A 16,302-nucleotide genomic window follows, 5' to 3' on the forward strand; every position below is an offset into this window, starting at 1 on the left:
TGTCCCGCGCACGGGTTGGTTCGCGGGTCATTTTGCCGGTGCCGGGCGCAGGGTGGCGTCGGAGGCGGTCTATACCCGCTTGGCAAGCGGGCATGGCTTGGGTATGTTTGGCGCGCATGAGCGCCGCGCCGGGCCGCCCCAAGCAAGCTCGCACCGCAGTGCGAAGCACGAAGGTATTTCAATGAGCGAAGCCATCGACACCATCCACCGCTGGTCCACTGACGCCGTGCCGCCCGCGCAGCGGCTGGACTACTGGGTGGGCGCGGTCTGCGAGGGCTTCCTTGAGATGGACGTGACCAGCCCGATGGCCGGCAGCTTCGGCGCCACGCTCGAATCCGCGCCGCTCGGCCCCATCGTCGTCAACCAGGTGCGCGGCAGCGCACAGGACGTCTACCGCACGCGCCGCGCCATCGTCCACAGCCGCAACAACTACTTCTACCTGCTGTGCAAGACCGACTCGGCCTGGGTGGCCGTGCAGGACGGCCGTTCCACGCGGCTGCTGCCGGGCGATGCGGTGCTGGTCGACTCGCGCCGGCGCTACGAATTTCACCTGCTGCAATCGGCCGACACCATTTCGCTCGAACTGCCGACCGCCTGGGTCGATGCATGGATTCCCGACGCGGGCGACCAGGTGGCGCGGCGCATCGACGGGCAAACAGGGTGGGGCGGCGTGCTGTGCAGCTTCGTGCGGCAGCTGACACCGCAGATGGCAGCAAAGCCGCCACTGCCGGCGGCGTTGCTGGGCGACCAGCTCGGTAGCCTGCTGGCACTGGCCACGGGGCACGGCCTTTCAGAGTCAGAAAGCGAAGGGCGCGCCGCGCTGTGCCGCCGCGTGCTCGACACCACGCGCGAGCGCCATGCAGAGCCGGGCCTCACGGCCGCGGGCGTGGCGCGCGAGCTGGGCATTTCGGAGCGCAGCCTGCACCGCTGCCTGGGCGAAGGCGGTACCACCTTCGCCACCGCGCTGGCGGGCTTTCGCATGCAGGCGGCGCGGCGCATGCTGGCCGATGCACGCTTCGATCGCCTGGGCATCGCGGAGATCGGCTTCCGCGTGGGGCTGACCGATGCCTCGCACTTCGTTCGCCAGTGCCGCAGGCATCTGGGCGCCACGCCGGGTGAGCTGCGCCGCTCGCGGCACTGAGCCGTCGCTCAGATGCTGCGCAGGTTGACCCGCTTCGACAGCGCCTCCGCACTCTCGCGCCGCTCGCTGTAGCGGTCCACAAGGTAGCCCGCGCAGTCGCGCGTGAGCAGCGTGAACTTGACCAGCTCTTCCATCACGTCGACCACTCGCTCGTAATACGGCGAGGGCTTCATGCGGCCGTTCTCCTCGAACTCGAGGAAGGCCTTGGCCACCGACGACTGGTTGGGGATGGTGAGCATGCGCATCCAGCGGCCGAGCACGCGCAGCTGGTTCACGGCGTTGAAGGACTGCGAGCCGCCCGACACTTCCATCACGGCAAGCGTCTTGCCCTGCGTGGGCCGTACCGAGCCGACGGACAGCGGGATCCAGTCGATCTGCGCCTTCATGATGCCGGTCATGGCACCGTGGCGTTCGGGTGAAGTCCACACCATGCCCTCGGACCATTGGGCGAGGTCGCGGAGCTCCTGCACTTTCGGATGGTCTTCCGGTGCGCCGTCGGGCAGGGGCAGGCCGCGCGGGTCGTAGATGCGCGGCTCCGCGCCCAGGGCCTGGAGCAGCCGCGCGGCTTCTTCGGTGAGCAGCCGGCTGTAGGAGCGCTCGCGCACCGAGCCGTAGAGCAGCAGGATGCGCGGCGCGTGCGTGGCGCGCTCCGTGGGCAGCAGTTGCCGCAGGTCCGGCCGGTGGAAATGCCCGGCGTCGATGTTCGGCAGTTCAGGGCTTGACGACACGCTGGCCCTTTGCGTCGATGACGGCCTCGCCGTCTTCCTTGGAGAAGGCGCCTTGCTGCGGCCGCGGCAGGATGTCGAGCACCGCTTCCGAAGGCCGGCACAGCCGCGTGCCGAGCGGCGTCACCACGATCGGCCGGTTGATGAGGATCGGGTGCTGCAGCATGAAGCCGATCAGCTCATCGTCGCTCCACTTCGCATCGTCGAGGCCGAGTTCGTCGTAGGGCGTGCCTTTGCGGCGCATGACCTCGCGCACCGGCATGTCCATTGCCGCGATCAGTTGCTTCAGCGTCGCGCGATCGGGCGGGGTCTTCAGGTACTCGATGACGGTGGGCTCGTCGCCTGTGTTGCGGATCAGCGCGAGCACGTTCCTCGACGTGCCGCAGGCGGGGTTGTGATAGATCGTGATGTCGTTCATGGAAGTGTGGTGTCGGGTTTCAAAGACTCAGTCGAAGCGCCAGTGCCGCCAGGGTGACCAGCAGCACGGGCAGGGTCAGCACGATGCCGACCTTGAAGTAGTAGCCCCAGCCGATTGCCATGCCCTTCTTCGCGAGCACGTGCAACCAGAGCAGGGTGGCGAGGCTGCCGATGGGCGTGATCTTCGGGCCGAGGTCGCAGCCGATCACGTTGGCGTAGACCATCGCTTCCTTCACCGCGCCGCTCGCGCTCGACGCGTCGATGGACAACGCGCCCACCAGCACGGTGGGCATGTTGTTCATGACCGACGAGAGCAGCGCCGAGAGAAAGCCCGTGCCCATCGCCGCACCCCAGACGCCGCCTTGCGCGAACACATTCAGCAGCGAGGCGATGTAGCCGGTCAGGCCGGCGTTGCGCAGCCCGTAGACCACGAGGTACATGCCCAATGAGAAGATCACGATCTGCCAGGGCGCGCCGCGCAGCACCCTGCGAATGCCGATCACCGGGCCGCGCCCTGCAACAGCCAGCAGCACGACCGCGCCGAAGGCGGCCACCGCGCTGACCGGCACACCCAGCGGCTCCAGGCCGAAGAAGCCGACGAGCAGCAGTATCAACACGACCCAGCCCGCGCGGAAGGTCGCGGGGTCGCGGATCGCATCCGCTGGCGCCTTGAGTTGGGTCGCGTCGTAGCTTGCCGGGATGTCGCGACGAAAGAAGAGCATCAGCGCCAGCAGGCTCGCGAGCACTGCCGCGATGTTCACGGGGAACATGACCGAGGCGTACTCGCCGAAGCCGATGCGGAAGAAGTCGGCCGACACGATGTTCACCAGGTTCGAGACGATCAGCGGCAGGCTGGCCGTGTCGGCGATGAAGCCAGCCGCCATCACGAAGGCGAGCGTGGCGGCCGGCGAGAAGCCCAGCGCTACGAGCATCGCCATCACGATGGGCGTAAGGATCAGCGCCGCGCCGTCGTTGGCGAACAGCGCCGACACGGCAGCGCCCAGCAGCACGATGAACGCGAACAGCAACCGCCCGCCCCCGCCGCCCCAGCGCGCCACGTGCAGCGCGGCCCATTCGAAGAAGCCCGCTTCGTCGAGCAGCAGGCTGATGACGATCACGGCGATGAAGGTGGCGGTTGCGTTCCACACGATGCTCCAGACGACGGGGATGTCGGACAGCTGGACCACGCCGAGCAATAGCGCGATGACGGCGCCGAGCGAGGCACTCCAGCCGATGCCCAGCCCGCGCGGCTGCCAGATCACCAGCACGAGCGTGAAGACGAAGATCGCAACGGCGCTCAGCATGTCGGCGGGCATCCGACAGCGCAGGTTTCTCCCTGGCAGCAGTTCTCGGTGAGGTAGGCCAGCAGTCCATTCATCTGCTCGAACGCCGCGCGGTAGATGAGGTTGCGGCCCTGCCGCTCCTGCGAGACCAGCCCCGAATGCACGAGCTCCTTGAGATGGAACGACAGGCCCGTGGCCGGCACCTCGAGCGCTTCGGTCAGCGCGCCGGGCGTGAGTCCGGCGGGGCCTGCCACCACCAGCGCGCGAAACACTCGCAGGCGAACGGGCTGCGCCAGTGCGGCAAGGGATCGGACGACGTCATTTTCTTCCATAATTCAAGTATCGTTGAATAATTGAATCGAAGCAACACGACTGGCGCGAATCGGCCATCGCGCTGGCACGCATCGGCCATGCGCAAGTCACCGATGTTCCTTACAGTCGTGCTCCGTCACAAACAAAAGGAGACACACCCACCATGTCCGACACCTATGTTCTTGTCCACGGCGCCTGGCACACCGGCGCAGAAATCGAAGCCGTGGCCGACGGCCTGCGCGCAGCAGGGCACACCGTGTATTGCCCGACGCTCGCTGGCAACAACCCCGGCGACGACCGCTCCAGCATTGGCCTGGAAGACGCCATTGCTTCCGCCGTGCGCTACATCGAGGAAAAGAATCTCACGCAGGTCCGCCTCGTGGGTCACAGCTACGGCGGTATGGTGATTTCGGGCGTGGCGGACCGCATTGCGCCGCGGCTGAAGCGGCTGGTGTACATCAACGCCTTCGTGCCGCTCGATGGCGAATCGCTCAACGACATGGTGCCGCCGCATTACGTGACGATGTTCGACGCCGTCGCGGAGGCCAACGGCAATGCCGTGACATTGCCCTTCGAGATCTGGCGCGAAGCTTTCATCAACGACGCGGACCTGGCGACCGCGACGGCCGCCTACGGCAAGCTCAACCCGCATCCGTACCGCACCTTTACCGACAAGATCAGGCTGCAGCAGCCGCTGGCCGCGCTGGCACTGGGCAAGTCGTATGTCAACTGCCTGCAGGACACCGCGCTGCCGCACGGCATGCCGTGGCATCCGCGCCTGTCGGAGCGGCTGGGCCTGTTCCGGCTGGTGGAGTGCCCCGGCAGCCACGAGATGTTCTTCTCGAACCCCCAGAGGCTCGCGCAGGCGATCCTGGAGGCGGGGCGCGACTGACCCCGTTTCGATCGGTCAGTTGCTGCTGCTGAAGAGCGCGTCGTACACGCGGATCGACGCATAAGCGTCGTTCGCGGCGTAGCGGATCTGCGCCTCGGTGAGCTGCTTGTTGGCCCAGTTGGAAGTGGTCGCCTTGCGCGACTTGATGAAGCGGCGGTTGAACACCAGAGCCACCGCCGCCTTCACACCGACCGACTTGCGGTAGCCGCGATGGCGGAATTCGTTGTCGATGTCGAACACCGCCTTCGGCTCGATGTTGAGCCGGTTGCGGATCAGCGTGAGGTCGCCCGACAGGCCGAAGCCGACCTTGCGCAGCTCGGTGGAGGCGATCAGCGCGGCCACCACCGGGTTGCACTCGGTGCGATGCAGCTGGAACAGCCACGCCGTGTCGCGCGTGGAGAACTGCACCACGTGCGGGCCACCCGACACCTCGTTCTTCGCGAAGGTGGGCTTCGATTCGGTGTCAAAGCCGGCGATGCCTGCGGCGAGCAGCGTGGCGGCGGCGTGTTCTGCATCTTGCAGCGTCTGCACGACCACGATGTCTTTCAGGCCGAGGCCTTCGAAGGGTTCGAGCAGCGCGATCTGTTCGCGCTCGGGCAGGGGAGGGAGCTTGGGGTTCTCGCTCACCGGGAGGCTGCTTTCGCTGTCTTTTTCTTCACTGAGGTTTTCTTCACTGCTGTTTTCTTTGCGGGTGTTTTCTTCGGCTTCGGTGGCTGGCCCGAGCGCAGCGCTGCTTCATATGCAAGGCGGCCCCACAGGGCGGCTTCCTCGCGGTCTTCGAAAAGATCCGCCGGGGCTTGCCGGTACGACATCGGCATCGACTTGCCCTGGCGCACGTAGGTGAAGGGCGGCAGGTTCAGCTTGTCGAAATGCGCGGCGCTCTCGGCATCGGCCTTGAGGTAGAGCGTGTCCTTGGCGACCAGCGCGATCATGCGGCCTTCGTGCCAGATGCCGTGGCCGCCGAACATGCGGCGCGTTTCGATGCGACCCAGGCGTTCGAAGGTTTCGTGCAGGCTCTCGACGAATTCGCTCATGCGGTGATCTCGATGCGGTTGCCGTCCGGGTCGAGCACCACGCTCTCGTAGTAGCCATCGCCGGTGCGGCGCGGGCCGTCGAGCAGCGGGTAGCCGTCGGCCTTCAGACGTTGCGTGAGTTCGTCGACCGCCGCATCGGAGCCCACGCTGATCGCCAGGTGCGTCCAGCCCATGCGCTGCGCGCCGGCTTCGGCCGTCACGGGCGAGAGCGTGCTCGTGGTCATGGCCTCGATGCGCGCGCCGTCGCCCAGGCTCAGGAAGCACGAGGCGAAGCCCTTGGCCGGGTTGACATAACCCGCGCCGGCGGTGGCGCCGAAGTAGTCGACATAGAAGCGCTTGCAGCGTTCGAGATCGGTGGTCCAGAGTGCGATGTGGTCGATGCGCATGGGCACGAAAAGAAGATGGGGTTCAGCCGATGCGCCACGGCGGGCGCGAGGGCGACCAATGGTAGGCGATGCGTTCGCGGCCGCTCGAGGGGTGCCGATCGACCGCACCGCGCTCGAGGCCATAGCGCTCGTAGAAGCGCTGCGCCGACGTGTTGGTGGAGGCAACGTGCAGCCACCAGCCTGTGGGAATGCGCACGCAGGCTTCGTCGAGCAAGGCCTTGCCCAAACCCTGGTTGCGCAGATGGGGCTCGACGAAGAGCTGGGCCACGTATTCGCGCCGCTCCAGCAGCACCATGAACGCCAGCACCTGCCCGTCGCGCTCCGCCAGCACCACTTCGGCGGGCGGGCCGAACTCGGTCTGCACGCGGTGCAGCCAGTAGCCGATCGGCTCGAAATGGGGAACGCCCCGGTTGGCCGCGATCCAGGCGCGGCGCCAGATGCCGGCCAGCACCATGTTCTCTTCGGCGCTGCCTTCGCGCAACCGCAGGTGGAAGGCGGGAATTTGGGCGGCAGACATGCGAACCATGATACGGCGCGGGGCCGCTGTGGTCGATGAGGCGCGGCCCTAGGAGCGCAGGGTTTGCGCGTGGTGCGCGATGTGGTCGGCCATGAAGCTCTGGATGAAGTAGTAGCCGTGGTCGTAGCCCGCGTGGCGGCGCAGCGTGAGCGGCTGGCCCGCCGCGAAGCAGGCGGCCTCGAAGGCCTCGGGGTGCAGCTGCTCGGCGAGGAATTTGTCGGCCAGACCCTGGTCGATGAGGATGCCTTGCGGGTAGGGCGCCACCACCTGCGACTTCATGAGCGCGCTGGCGTCGTGCGCCAGCCACTGCGCACGGTCGGCGCCGGGCTGGCCCAGATAGCCGCCGAGTGCCTTCTCGCCCCATGGGCACTGCGTGGGCGCGCAGATCGGCGCAAAGGCCGAGAGCGACTTGAAGCGCCCCGGATGCCGCAGCGCCAGGGTGAGCGCACCGTGGCCGCCCATCGAGTGGCCGAAGATGCCGATGCGCTCGCCGTCGATGGCGAAGTGCTTCGCGACCAGCGGCAGCAGTTCGTGCACGACCCAGCTTTCCATGCGCCAGTGCGTGGCCCATGGCTCGACGAGCGCGTCGAGGTAGAAGCCGGCGCCGATGCCGAAATCCCAGTCGTCCTTCGCACCCGGAATGCTTTCCGCTTCGCGGCCGCGCGGGCTGGTGTCGGGCGCGATCAGCGCAAGGCCCAGGCTCGCGGCCATGCGCTGCGCGCCGGCCTTCATCGCGAAGGTCTCCTCGTTGCAGGTCAGGCCCGCGAGGTAGAGCAGGGCGGGCACCCGCTCGTGCGCGACCTGCGGCGGCAGGTAGACCGAGAAGCGCATCGGCAGGCCGATTTCATGCGAGCGGTGTTCGAGAAAGCGCTGCACGCCGCCAAAGGCGTGGTGCTCGGAAAGAGTCTTCGGAGTGTTGTCGGTCATTGCGGGTTCTTGCCGCGCAGGGCGGGCACGAGTTCGAGCACGGCGTCGGCAAAGGTGCGCGGCGCTTCCTGCGGCATGTTGTGGCCCGCGCCGGGCACGAGCCGGTGCGAACGCGGGCCGCTGAAACGGTGTGCGTGGGCCGATGCATCGGCAGGCGGGCGCACGCCGTCGTCGATGCCGTCGAAGGTGATGGCGGGCACGGTGATCGTGGGCTGGACTGCAAGGCGGTGTTCGATGTCGGCGTAGGCCGGGTCGCCCGGCACGAGGCCGAAGCGGTGGCGGTACGACTGGATCACCACGTCCACGAAATCAGGGTGGTCGAAGGCGGCGGCGCTGCGCTCGAAGGTGGCGTCGTCGAACTTCCAGGTTGGCGACCAGAGCTTCCACAGCAGCTTTGTGAGCGCCTTGCGGTCTTTTTCGAGGCCGGCGCGGCCGCGCTCGCTGTGGAAGTAGTACTGGTACCAGAGGCTGTGCTCGTTGGCCGGCGTGTCCGGCTCCATCGCCTTCGCGATGTTCTGGATGTTGTAGCTGTTGAGGGACACCAGCCCCGCGCAGCGTTCGGGCCACAGCGCCGCGACCACGCAGGCGGCGCGGCCGCCCCAGTCGTAACCGGCCAGCACGGCACGGTCGATCTTCAGCGCGTCGAGCAGCGCGAGCAGGTCGGCGCCCAGTGCGGCCTGCTCGCCCGAGCGTGGTGTGGCTTCGCTCAGGAAGCGCGTGGCGCCGTAGCCGCGCAGGTACGGCACGATCACGCGGCAGCCCTGGTCGGCCAGCATTGGCGCGACTTCGGCGTAAGTGTGGATGTCGTACGGAAAGCCGTGCATCAGCAGCACGGGAGGCCCGTCGGCGGGGCCTGCTTCGAAGTAGGCGATTTCGAGAACGCCCGCTTCGATCTTGTGCAGGGGCTCCATGCGATTCATGGCCAGCGCCTCCCGGGGTTTAGTAGAGAACCACGCCGCGAATGGATTCGCCGCGCTTCATCAGGTCGAAGCCCTTGTTGATGTCCTCCAGCGGCATGGTGTGCGTGATCAGGTCGTCGATGTTGATCTTGCCTTCCATGTACCAGTCGACGATCTTCGGCACGTCGGTGCGCCCGCGTGCGCCGCCGAAGGCTGAGCCTTCCCACTTGCGGCCGGTAACCAGCTGGAACGGGCGCGTGCTGATTTCCGCACCCGCTTCGGCCACGCCGATGATGATGCTGCGGCCCCAGCCCTTGTGCGTGCATTCGAGCGCCTGGCGCATCACCTTGGTGTTGCCGATGCACTCGAAGCTGTAGTCGGCGCCGCCATCGGTCAGCTGCACGATGGCATCGACGACGTTCTCGGTGTCCTTGGGGTTGATGAAGTGCGTCATGCCGAACTTGCGGGCCATGGCCTCGCGCTCGGGGTTCAGGTCCACGCCGATGATCTTGTCGGCACCTACCATCCTGGCGCCCTGGATCACGTTCAACCCGATGCCGCCGAGGCCGAACACCACCACGTTGGCGCCGGCTTCCACCTTGGCCGTGAAGATCACCGCGCCGATGCCGGTGGTGACGCCGCAGCCGATGTAGCAGACCTTGTCGAAGGGGGCGTCTTCGCGGATCTTGGCGAGCGAGATTTCAGGGGCGACCGTGTAGTTGCTGAAGGTCGACGTGCCCATGTAGTGAAAGATCGGCTTGCCGTCGAGGCTGAAGCGCGAGGTGGCGTCGGGCATCAGGCCCTTGCCCTGCGTGCCGCGGATCAGCTGGCACAGATTCGTCTTGCGGCTCAGGCAGAACTTGCACTGGCGGCATTCGGGCGTGTACAGAGGAATGACGTGGTCGCCCTTTTTCAGCGTGGTGACACCGGGGCCGACGTCGACCACGATGCCCGCGCCTTCATGGCCGAGGATCGCGGGAAAGATGCCTTCGGGGTCGGCGCCCGAGAGGGTGTAGTAGTCGGTGTGGCAGATGCCGGTGGCCTTGATCTCGACCAGCACTTCGCCGAATTTCGGGCCTTCGAGGTCCACGGTTTCGATGGTGAGCGGGGCTCCGGATTTCCAGGCGACGGCAGCTTTGGTTTTCATGGCGAGTGTGATTCTTCAGAAAGGCGAAGCGGTAAGGATACCCAGACGACGTTCAAACAGGGCCGGCGGGAAAGATTCCCGACATTCCCACAAAGCCGGGCAGGTGGCGAAAGTCCCAGACCCAGTTTCGCAGTGCGGGAAATTCATCGAGAGAAATGCCGCCTTCGCCGGCGAGCGCGACGTAGGGGAAGCAGGCGAGGTCGGCAATGGTCGGCTCGGGTGCGGACGCAAGCCAGCGCAGGCCCGCGCTGGCCTGCTCGGCGAGATGGTCGTCGAGCACGCGGAACACGGCGCGCGCGCCGCTGCGACAGGCCTCGATGTCGAGGTGGTGGTAGCCCAGTGCGTCGTGCAGCCGCGCGGCCGAGGCGGTGCGGGTGATGTCGTCGGCAGTGGCGAGCCACATCGCGACCTGGCCGCGCAGCTTCGGGTCGTCGGGGTACCAGCGGCCTTGCGCGTCGTAGCGGCTTGCCAGGTAGACCAGGATGGCCTGTGCATCGCGCAGCAGGAAGCCGTCGTCGTCGATCACTGGGAGCTGGCCGAGCGGGTTGATGTTCGCCAGGAATACGGCGGATTTGTGCTCGCGGCCGGGAAAGAAATCGACCGGCACCGTTTCGTACGCGACACCCAGCCAGGCCAGCATCTGCCGCACCTTGAAGCAGTTGCCTGAGAGCGGGTAGTCGTACAGCCTGATCGTCATGCCGCCGCCCTCACGCCGAAGCGCATGCCGCGCTCGCGCAGCCATCGCCGGTAGGTGACGGAGGATGTGTCGCCGCGCGTCGGCGTTTCGGCGCGGCCTTCGAGCGGCATGCGCTTGAAGGCATGGTTCTCCAGGATGGGCTTGTCCTGGCCGAAGATGGTGTGCTGGAAGGCGATGAGCTCGGCATCGGTGGAGTCGTCGTCGTAGCAGGCGAGCAGGGTGTGGGCGACAACGTGTTCGTCGTCGATGGGCTGAAGAAAGAGGCCGATCGCGTCGAGCTCGCCCGCGCGGAAGCTCGATTTGTAGAGCATGGCCGAGAAGGGCTGCATCACGCGGTACTTGTAGAGCACCTCGCTGCCCGAATCGTGGGCGGCAGAGGCGCGCGGCTGCCAGAAGCGGCAGTCGGTGGCCCAGATTTCGCCGGTGGCGGACTCGACCTGCACCTGATACTGCGCCACCTCGGTGTGCGGCACCTTGCCGAGGTAGTCGGCATGCACGAAGGGAAAGTGCGCCATGTCGAGGAAGTTCTCGATCACGCGCAGGCCCGACACCGCGACGCCGATGCCGCCGCAGTCGATGATGCGGCGGCCGGGCTCGCTGTGCTCGGGAAAGTCGAACAGAGCGCGCGCGGGTCGGCCGCTGGGGCAGACCCAGAAGTAGCCGTAGCGCGACTGCACAGTAAGCGGCTGGTCGCCGAGGCGGCATCGGGGTGTGCCGTCGGCGTCGGTCCAGAGCTGCACGGTTTCGCCGAGCAGGCGGGTCGTGCGGGGCGTGGTCGTCGCGGGCCCGACGACCAGCCAGTCGTCGAGCATGTTGGGGTCGTCGGTAACGAAGGGCATGGGTGCTTTCAGCCTTGGGGCAGGGCTTCGATGCCGGCGCGCAGTTCGCGGGCGGCGGTGTGCAGGGCCTTCATGGCGGGCGAGCCGGGCGCTGCATCGGTCCACAGGTGGACGAAGGCAAGCCGGGGCTGGGCGTCGAGGACGAGGGCGACGGTGTTCACGTCGTCGAGCAGGCCGCGCCAGGCGGCTGAGACCGCATCGGCTGTCAGGCCGCGCTGTGCCAGCGTTTCTCGCACCGTGCCGGCGGGCGCACGCACGGTCAGCGTGCGGCAGAAGTGCCAGCCGGTGGGGATGGCGCCTTCCAGTTCGGCGGGCGCGGGCGGCACTTCGGGCGACAGGTGAACCCACAGCATCCCTGCGGCCTCCATCGTGCCGAAGGTCTTCGCGCAGACGTTGCGCGGAGCCTGCATGGCCGGATGCGCCGGAATGCTGGTGCACTGCCCGCTGCCCGCCGCGTACTGCCAGCCGTGGTACGCGCAGGCCAGGCGGTTGTCGACGACCTGGCCCAGCGTGAAGCGCACGCTGCGGTGCGGGCAGCGGTTCTCCCAGGCCTGGGCGGTGCCGTCGGCGGCGCGCCAGAGCGCGAGCTCCTGGCCCTCGGCAAAGCCGGCGACGATGTTGGCGCCGGCGCGCAGGTCGGCCGAGCGCGTAACGGGGTGCCAGGTGGCGGTGTTCTGTGTGTTCATGAGTCGTGGGGCGCAAGACTGGGCGCCGGTGATACCGTACCGCTTCCGCCGCACCGATGAAAGCCACATGAAGAGACGCTACTTTTCATTCCTGCAACGCCGGGCCTCATGAGCCGGATCGATCTCGCCCTGGTCGAGGCCTTCGTACTGATCGCCAGGAGCGGCAGTCTCACCAAGGCCGAAAGCCTCTCGGGTGTCTCCAAGGCCACTTTGAGCCGGCAGCTCACGCGGCTGGAGAAGTTGCTTGGCGCGCAGTTGCTGATGCGCAGCCCCCGCCGCATTGCGCTCACCGAGGCCGGCCGCGCCTTCTTCGCACGCGGAGAAGGGCTGCTCGACGAAGTGACGGGCCGGCTCGAAGCGGCCAGCACCGAGATCCACGCGCTGACGACGGGCGTCTCGGGCGGCCTCTCGCTGCTGTCGGACACGCAGTTCAGCACCTCCTTCGTCTGCCATGTCGTCAAGCTGTTCCTGGAAACGCACCCGGACGTGCGCTGCCAGCTCGACGTGGCGAACGGCTTTCATGCGCCGCAGATCGGCGATGTCGACTGCTACGTGTGCTCCGAGCCGCCCGATGCGCCGAACCTCGTGGCCAAGCTGCTCGGGCGGCTGAACTACGGGCTGTATGCGAGCCCGCAGTACCTGGCACGCCGCGGCACGCCGTCGTCGCCTGAAGAGCTGGCCACGCACCAGTCCATCGTGATGAAGGAGCCTTCGGTGCGTTCGCAGGCGCTGCTGGTGTCGGGCGCGTCGAGCTTTGCCTTCCAGCCCGAGCCCGCCTTCGAGACCAACGACCACTGGGTCATGAAGACTTTCTGCATCGACGGCCTGGGCATCGCGCTGCTGCCGGCCTTCTTCGTGCGCCCGGAGTTGGAGCAGGGCGTGCTGGTGCCGGTGCTGCCGCAGTGGCAGCCCGAGCCGCGGCGCATCTACTGTGCCTACCAACGGCAGCGCTACATGGGGCAGAAGCTGCGCTCGTTCGTCGACCTGATGGCGCGCTGCGTGGTCGACATCGATTCGTACAACTACTACGTCGGATCGTCCACGGCGCGGCGCCGCAGGACGGCCGCGAGACCATAATTGCAGTCCGCCAGACCCTCATCCATCATGAAGAAAATCCTCGTCCTCAACGGCCCCAACCTCAACCTGCTCGGCACGCGCGAGCCCGAACAGTACGGACGCGACACGCTGGCCGACGTCGAGCGCCTGTGCAAGGACACGGGCGCGAAGCTGGGCGTGGAGATCGAATGCCGCCAGTCGAACCACGAAGGCGTGCTGATCGACTGGATCCAGGAAGCCGGCCGCGAAGTGGCGGCGGGCAACATGCTCGGCGTGGTGATGAACCCCGGCGCCTACACCCACACGTCGATTGCGCTGCACGATGCGATCAAGGGTACGAGCGTGCCGTTGATCGAGCTGCACATCTCGAACGTGCACGCGCGCGAGGAGTTTCGCCACCACTCGTACATCTCGCCCGCGGCGAAGGGAATCATCGTGGGGCTGGGCGTGAAGGGCTACACCTTGGCCATCGCGGCCCTGGTGCCCTGACCCTCGTACTTCTAGTAGAGCTGCTTCGGCGCCGTGGCCTTCCAGCTGCGGCTGATGCGCCCGGCGCTGTCGATGCTTTCGAGGTGCACGTCGAAGCCCCAGAGCCGCGCGACGTGCTTCAGCACTTCTTCAGCCCCGTCGTGCAGTGGCAGGTTGTTGCGCTGCGTGTGACGCAGCGTCAGCGAACGGTCGCCGCGCGTGGCCACGCTCCACACCTGGATGTCGGGCTCGCGGCTGCTGATGTCGTACTGGCGTGACAGCGATTCGCGCAGCGCCTGGTAGCCGCTGTCGTCGTGGATGGCGGATACCTCCAGCTCGGCCTCGCTCTGGAAGTCGCGGATCGAGAACAGGCGGAAGTCGCGCATCGTCTTCGGGCTCAGGAACTGGCCGATGAAGCTCTCGTCCTTGAAGTTGCGCATCGCGTAGTCGAGCGTCTTGAGCCAGTCGCTGCCCGCGAAGTCGGGGAACCAGCGGCGGTCTTCCTCGGTCGGCTTCTCGCAGACGCGCCGCAGGTCGGTGTACATCGCGAAACCCAGCGCATACGGGTTGATGCCGCTGTAAGCGCGGTGTCCCACTGGCGGCTGGAAGATCACGCCCGTGTGCGAACTGAGCCATTCCATCATGAAGCCGTCGGCCAGCTGGCCGCGGTCGTACATGGTGTTGAGCAGCGTGTAGTGCCAGAAGGTGGCCCAGCCTTCGTTCATCACCTGGGTCTGGCGCTGCGGGTAGAAGTACTGCGCGATCTTGCGCACGATGCGCACCACCTCGCGCTGCCAGGGTTCGAGCAGCGCGGCGTTCTTCTCGATGAAGTAGAGCAGGTTCTCCTGCGGCTCCGACGGAAAGCGTTTTGACGAATCGGACTCGGCTGCCTGCTCGCTCTTGCGCGGCAGCGTGCGCCACAGGTCGTTCACCTGCTGCTGCATGTGGCGTTCGCGCTCGGTGCGCTGGGCGCTTTCTTGCGCCAGCGAGCGCTTCTGCGGGCGGCGATAGCGGTCGACGCCGTAGTTCATCAGCGCATGGCAGGAGTCGAGCAGTTCCTCGACCGCATCGAGGCCGTGGCGCTCCTCGCATTCGGCGATGTAGTGCCGCGCGTAGACGAGGTAGTCGATGATGGACGACGCATCGGTCCACATGCGGAACAGGTAGTTGCCCTTGAAGAAGCTGTTGTGGCCGTAGGCCGCATGCGCGATCACCAGGGCCTGCATGGCCATGGTGTTTTCTTCCATCAGGTAGGCGATGCACGGATCGGAGTTGATGACGATCTCGTAGGCCAGCCCCATGTGGCCCCGGCGATAGTTTTTCTCGGTGGCGATGAATTGTTTGCCGTACGACCAGTGGCGATAGATCATCGGCATGCCCACGCTCGCGTAGGCGTCCATCATCTGTTCGGCCGTGATGACCTCGAGCTGGTTCGCGTACACGTCGAGGCCATAGCCCTTGGCGGTCTTGGCGATCTCGGTGTGATACGTCTCGATGAGGTCGAATGTCCAGTCGGAAGGGCTGGGCAGGCGTTCGAGCCGGGGGGGGACGATGATGGCGCTCATGACGTGACCCCTTCCTTCTTGAACAGGTCGCGGAAAACCGGATAGATGTCTTGCGCGTCGGACACCTTGCGCATGGCGAAGTTGGGCGCGACGCCCTCGAGCTGCTGGTACTCCTGCCACAGGTTCTGCTCGGTCTCGGCCACCTGCACGTAGGCGTAGTAGCGCACCACCGGCAGGATGTTCTCGACCAGCAGCTCGCGGCAGCGGCCGCTGTCCTGGTGCCAGTTGTCGCCGTCGCTGGCCTGTGCGCCGTACACGTTCCATTCGCCGCTGGGGTAGCGCGCCTTGATGATCTCGTCCATCAGTACCAGCGCGCTCGACACCACGGTGCCGCCGGTTTCGGTGGCGTGGAAGAACTCTTCTTCAGTCACCTCCTGCGCCTGCGTGTGGTGGCGCAGGAACACGAGGTCGATGGTCTCGTAGTGCCGCGTGAGGAACATGTACAGCAGCATGAAGAAGCGCTTGGCCATGTCCTTGCGCGCCTCGTCCATCGAGCCCGACACGTCCATGAGGCAGAACATCACGGCCTTGGCGCTGGGCACCGGTGTCTTCACGCGGTTGCGGTAGCGCAGGTCGATGGGGTCGATGTAGGGCACGTGCCGCATGGTGCGGCGCAACTCGGCGATGCGCTCTTCGGTTTCGCGAATTTCCTTCTGGATGAGCGCTGAAGTGACCTGCGGATGCAGCTTCAGGTGTTCGAGGTGCGCTTCCAGGCGCTTGAGCTCCTTGCGCGGTTCGCCGCCCAGCGCGATGCGGCGGGCGAGCGCACCGCGCATCGAGCGCACCACGTGCAGGTTGTTGGGAGAGCCATCGCTGGTGAAGCCGGCGCGGTGGCTCTTCCACTCCGGCACGTCGGCGATCTGCGTGCGAATGAGGTGCGGCAGCGCGAGGTCGTCGAAGAACACGCGCATGAACTCTTCGCGCGTGAGGCGGAAGACGAAGTCGTCCTCGCCTTCGCCGCTGTCGCTGGCCTCGCCGCTGCCGGAGCCACCGCTGCCCCCGCCTTCGGGGCGCTTGATGCGGTCGCCTTTCAGGTACTCCTGGTTGCCCGGATGCACGTACTCGCGGTCGCCGCCGCGTGCATGCCCGAACACCGGCTCGGACACGTCGTGGCGCGGCAGGGTCACGTCTTCGCCTTGCTCCAGTTCGCGGATGTTGCGGCCGCTGACGGCGCGCCTCACCGCTTCCTGGATCTGCCCCTTGTAGCGCCGAAGGAAGCGCTCGCGGTTGCCAATGGACTTGTTCTTGCCCGATAGCCGGCGGTCGATGATCTGCTGCAGGATGGCCACGATGTTGTCAAAGCTCCTTGCA

20 protein-coding genes are annotated in these 16,302 nt (G+C 66.6%); 4 read left to right on the forward strand and 16 right to left on the reverse strand.

Going from position 1 to position 16,302, the window contains the following annotated elements; all coding sequences use genetic code 11:
• Positions 1–181 precede the first annotated feature (181 nt).
• Entirely contained in the window at positions 182–1,141 is a 960-nt protein-coding gene (locus tag BLW48_RS19245) for an AraC-like ligand-binding domain-containing protein (protein WP_093176978.1), read from the forward strand.
• 8 nt (positions 1,142–1,149) lie between these two features.
• Here BLW48_RS19245 and arsH read toward each other — a convergent pair whose 3' ends face one another.
• From arsH to BLW48_RS19265, 4 genes are read right to left on the reverse strand one after another with little or no spacing between them, the layout of a single operon-like run.
• The gene (arsH, locus tag BLW48_RS19250) at positions 1,150–1,869 is read right to left on the reverse strand and encodes an arsenical resistance protein ArsH (protein ID WP_093176979.1); all 720 of its coding nucleotides are present in this window, start codon (positions 1,867–1,869) and stop codon (positions 1,150–1,152) included.
• On the reverse strand, positions 1,853–2,284 hold the full coding sequence (gene arsC, locus BLW48_RS19255) for an arsenate reductase (glutaredoxin) (RefSeq protein ID WP_093176981.1): 432 nt from the start codon (positions 2,282–2,284) through the stop codon (positions 1,853–1,855). The genes arsH and arsC overlap by 17 nt, the downstream gene beginning before the upstream one ends.
• 19 nt (positions 2,285–2,303) lie before the next feature.
• Positions 2,304–3,587, reverse strand: a complete 1,284-nt coding sequence (locus tag BLW48_RS19260) for an arsenic transporter (RefSeq protein ID WP_093177203.1) — start codon at positions 3,585–3,587, stop codon at positions 2,304–2,306.
• Positions 3,581–3,898 carry an ArsR/SmtB family transcription factor gene (locus BLW48_RS19265; protein ID WP_093176982.1) on the reverse strand — a complete coding sequence of 106 codons (318 nt, stop codon included), beginning with the start codon at positions 3,896–3,898 and terminating at the stop codon, positions 3,581–3,583. Before BLW48_RS19265 ends, BLW48_RS19260 begins: the two co-directional genes overlap by 7 nt.
• Positions 3,899–4,041: 143 nt before the next feature.
• Here BLW48_RS19265 and BLW48_RS19270 point away from each other — a divergent pair, with 143 nt between their 5' ends.
• Positions 4,042–4,770, forward strand: coding sequence for an alpha/beta fold hydrolase (locus tag BLW48_RS19270; RefSeq protein WP_093051448.1), 729 nt, complete (start codon positions 4,042–4,044; stop codon positions 4,768–4,770).
• 15 nt (positions 4,771–4,785) lie between these two features.
• Here BLW48_RS19270 and BLW48_RS19275 read toward each other — a convergent pair whose 3' ends face one another.
• Genes BLW48_RS19275 through BLW48_RS19320 form a run of 10 tightly spaced genes read right to left on the reverse strand, consistent with a single transcriptional unit; the run spans position 4,786 to position 11,902 of the window.
• Positions 4,786–5,397: a 3'-5' exonuclease gene (locus tag BLW48_RS19275; protein ID WP_093077783.1), complete on the reverse strand. Its 612-nt coding sequence runs from the start codon at positions 5,395–5,397 to the stop codon at positions 4,786–4,788.
• On the reverse strand, positions 5,394–5,804 hold the full coding sequence (locus BLW48_RS19280) for a TfoX/Sxy family protein (protein ID WP_093176984.1): 411 nt from the start codon (positions 5,802–5,804) through the stop codon (positions 5,394–5,396). The genes BLW48_RS19275 and BLW48_RS19280 overlap by 4 nt, the downstream gene beginning before the upstream one ends.
• Positions 5,801–6,190, reverse strand: a complete 390-nt coding sequence (locus tag BLW48_RS19285; protein WP_093051439.1) for a VOC family protein — start codon at positions 6,188–6,190, stop codon at positions 5,801–5,803. The genes BLW48_RS19280 and BLW48_RS19285 overlap by 4 nt, the downstream gene beginning before the upstream one ends.
• 22 nt (positions 6,191–6,212) lie before the next feature.
• A complete protein-coding gene (locus tag BLW48_RS19290; protein WP_256216816.1) occupies positions 6,213–6,707 on the reverse strand; it encodes a GNAT family N-acetyltransferase in 495 nt (164 codons plus the stop codon).
• Between the two features lie 48 nt (positions 6,708–6,755).
• Positions 6,756–7,634 carry an S-formylglutathione hydrolase gene (gene fghA / locus BLW48_RS19295; protein ID WP_093176985.1) on the reverse strand — a complete coding sequence of 293 codons (879 nt, stop codon included), beginning with the start codon at positions 7,632–7,634 and terminating at the stop codon, positions 6,756–6,758.
• Positions 7,631–8,554, reverse strand: coding sequence for an alpha/beta fold hydrolase (locus BLW48_RS19300; protein ID WP_093176987.1), 924 nt, complete (start codon positions 8,552–8,554; stop codon positions 7,631–7,633). Before BLW48_RS19300 ends, fghA begins: the two co-directional genes overlap by 4 nt.
• 19 nt (positions 8,555–8,573) lie before the next feature.
• Complete coding sequence (locus tag BLW48_RS19305; protein WP_093051428.1) at positions 8,574–9,680, reverse strand: S-(hydroxymethyl)glutathione dehydrogenase/class III alcohol dehydrogenase; 1,107 nt, start codon at positions 9,678–9,680, stop codon at positions 8,574–8,576.
• A gap of 52 nt (positions 9,681–9,732) precedes the next feature.
• Positions 9,733–10,377, reverse strand: a complete 645-nt coding sequence (locus BLW48_RS19310) for a glutathione S-transferase family protein (protein ID WP_093176988.1) — start codon at positions 10,375–10,377, stop codon at positions 9,733–9,735.
• Positions 10,374–11,216, reverse strand: coding sequence for an aromatic ring-hydroxylating oxygenase subunit alpha (locus BLW48_RS19315; protein WP_093176990.1), 843 nt, complete (start codon positions 11,214–11,216; stop codon positions 10,374–10,376). The genes BLW48_RS19310 and BLW48_RS19315 overlap by 4 nt, the downstream gene beginning before the upstream one ends.
• 8 nt (positions 11,217–11,224) lie before the next feature.
• Positions 11,225–11,902, reverse strand: a complete 678-nt coding sequence (locus BLW48_RS19320) for a Rieske (2Fe-2S) protein (RefSeq protein ID WP_093176991.1) — start codon at positions 11,900–11,902, stop codon at positions 11,225–11,227.
• Between the two features lie 108 nt (positions 11,903–12,010).
• On the opposite strand from BLW48_RS19320, the gene BLW48_RS19325 reads away from it, so the two are divergent.
• Both BLW48_RS19325 and aroQ read left to right on the forward strand, forming a co-directional pair.
• Complete coding sequence (locus BLW48_RS19325; RefSeq protein ID WP_093176993.1) at positions 12,011–12,979, forward strand: LysR family transcriptional regulator; 969 nt, start codon at positions 12,011–12,013, stop codon at positions 12,977–12,979.
• Positions 12,980–13,006: 27 nt separating this feature from the next.
• Positions 13,007–13,447: a type II 3-dehydroquinate dehydratase gene (aroQ, locus tag BLW48_RS19330; protein WP_093176994.1), complete on the forward strand. Its 441-nt coding sequence runs from the start codon at positions 13,007–13,009 to the stop codon at positions 13,445–13,447.
• Between the two features lie 11 nt (positions 13,448–13,458).
• Here aroQ and BLW48_RS19335 read toward each other — a convergent pair whose 3' ends face one another.
• A complete protein-coding gene (locus BLW48_RS19335; RefSeq protein ID WP_093051412.1) occupies positions 13,459–14,991 on the reverse strand; it encodes a SpoVR family protein in 1,533 nt (510 codons plus the stop codon).
• Positions 14,988–16,280, reverse strand: coding sequence for a YeaH/YhbH family protein (locus BLW48_RS19340; RefSeq protein ID WP_093051409.1), 1,293 nt, complete (start codon positions 16,278–16,280; stop codon positions 14,988–14,990). Before BLW48_RS19340 ends, BLW48_RS19335 begins: the two co-directional genes overlap by 4 nt.
• Positions 16,281–16,302: the final 22 nt, after the last annotated feature.

Source organism: Variovorax sp. YR266, assembly GCF_900107295.1.
GTDB lineage: Bacteria > Pseudomonadota > Gammaproteobacteria > Burkholderiales > Burkholderiaceae_C > Variovorax.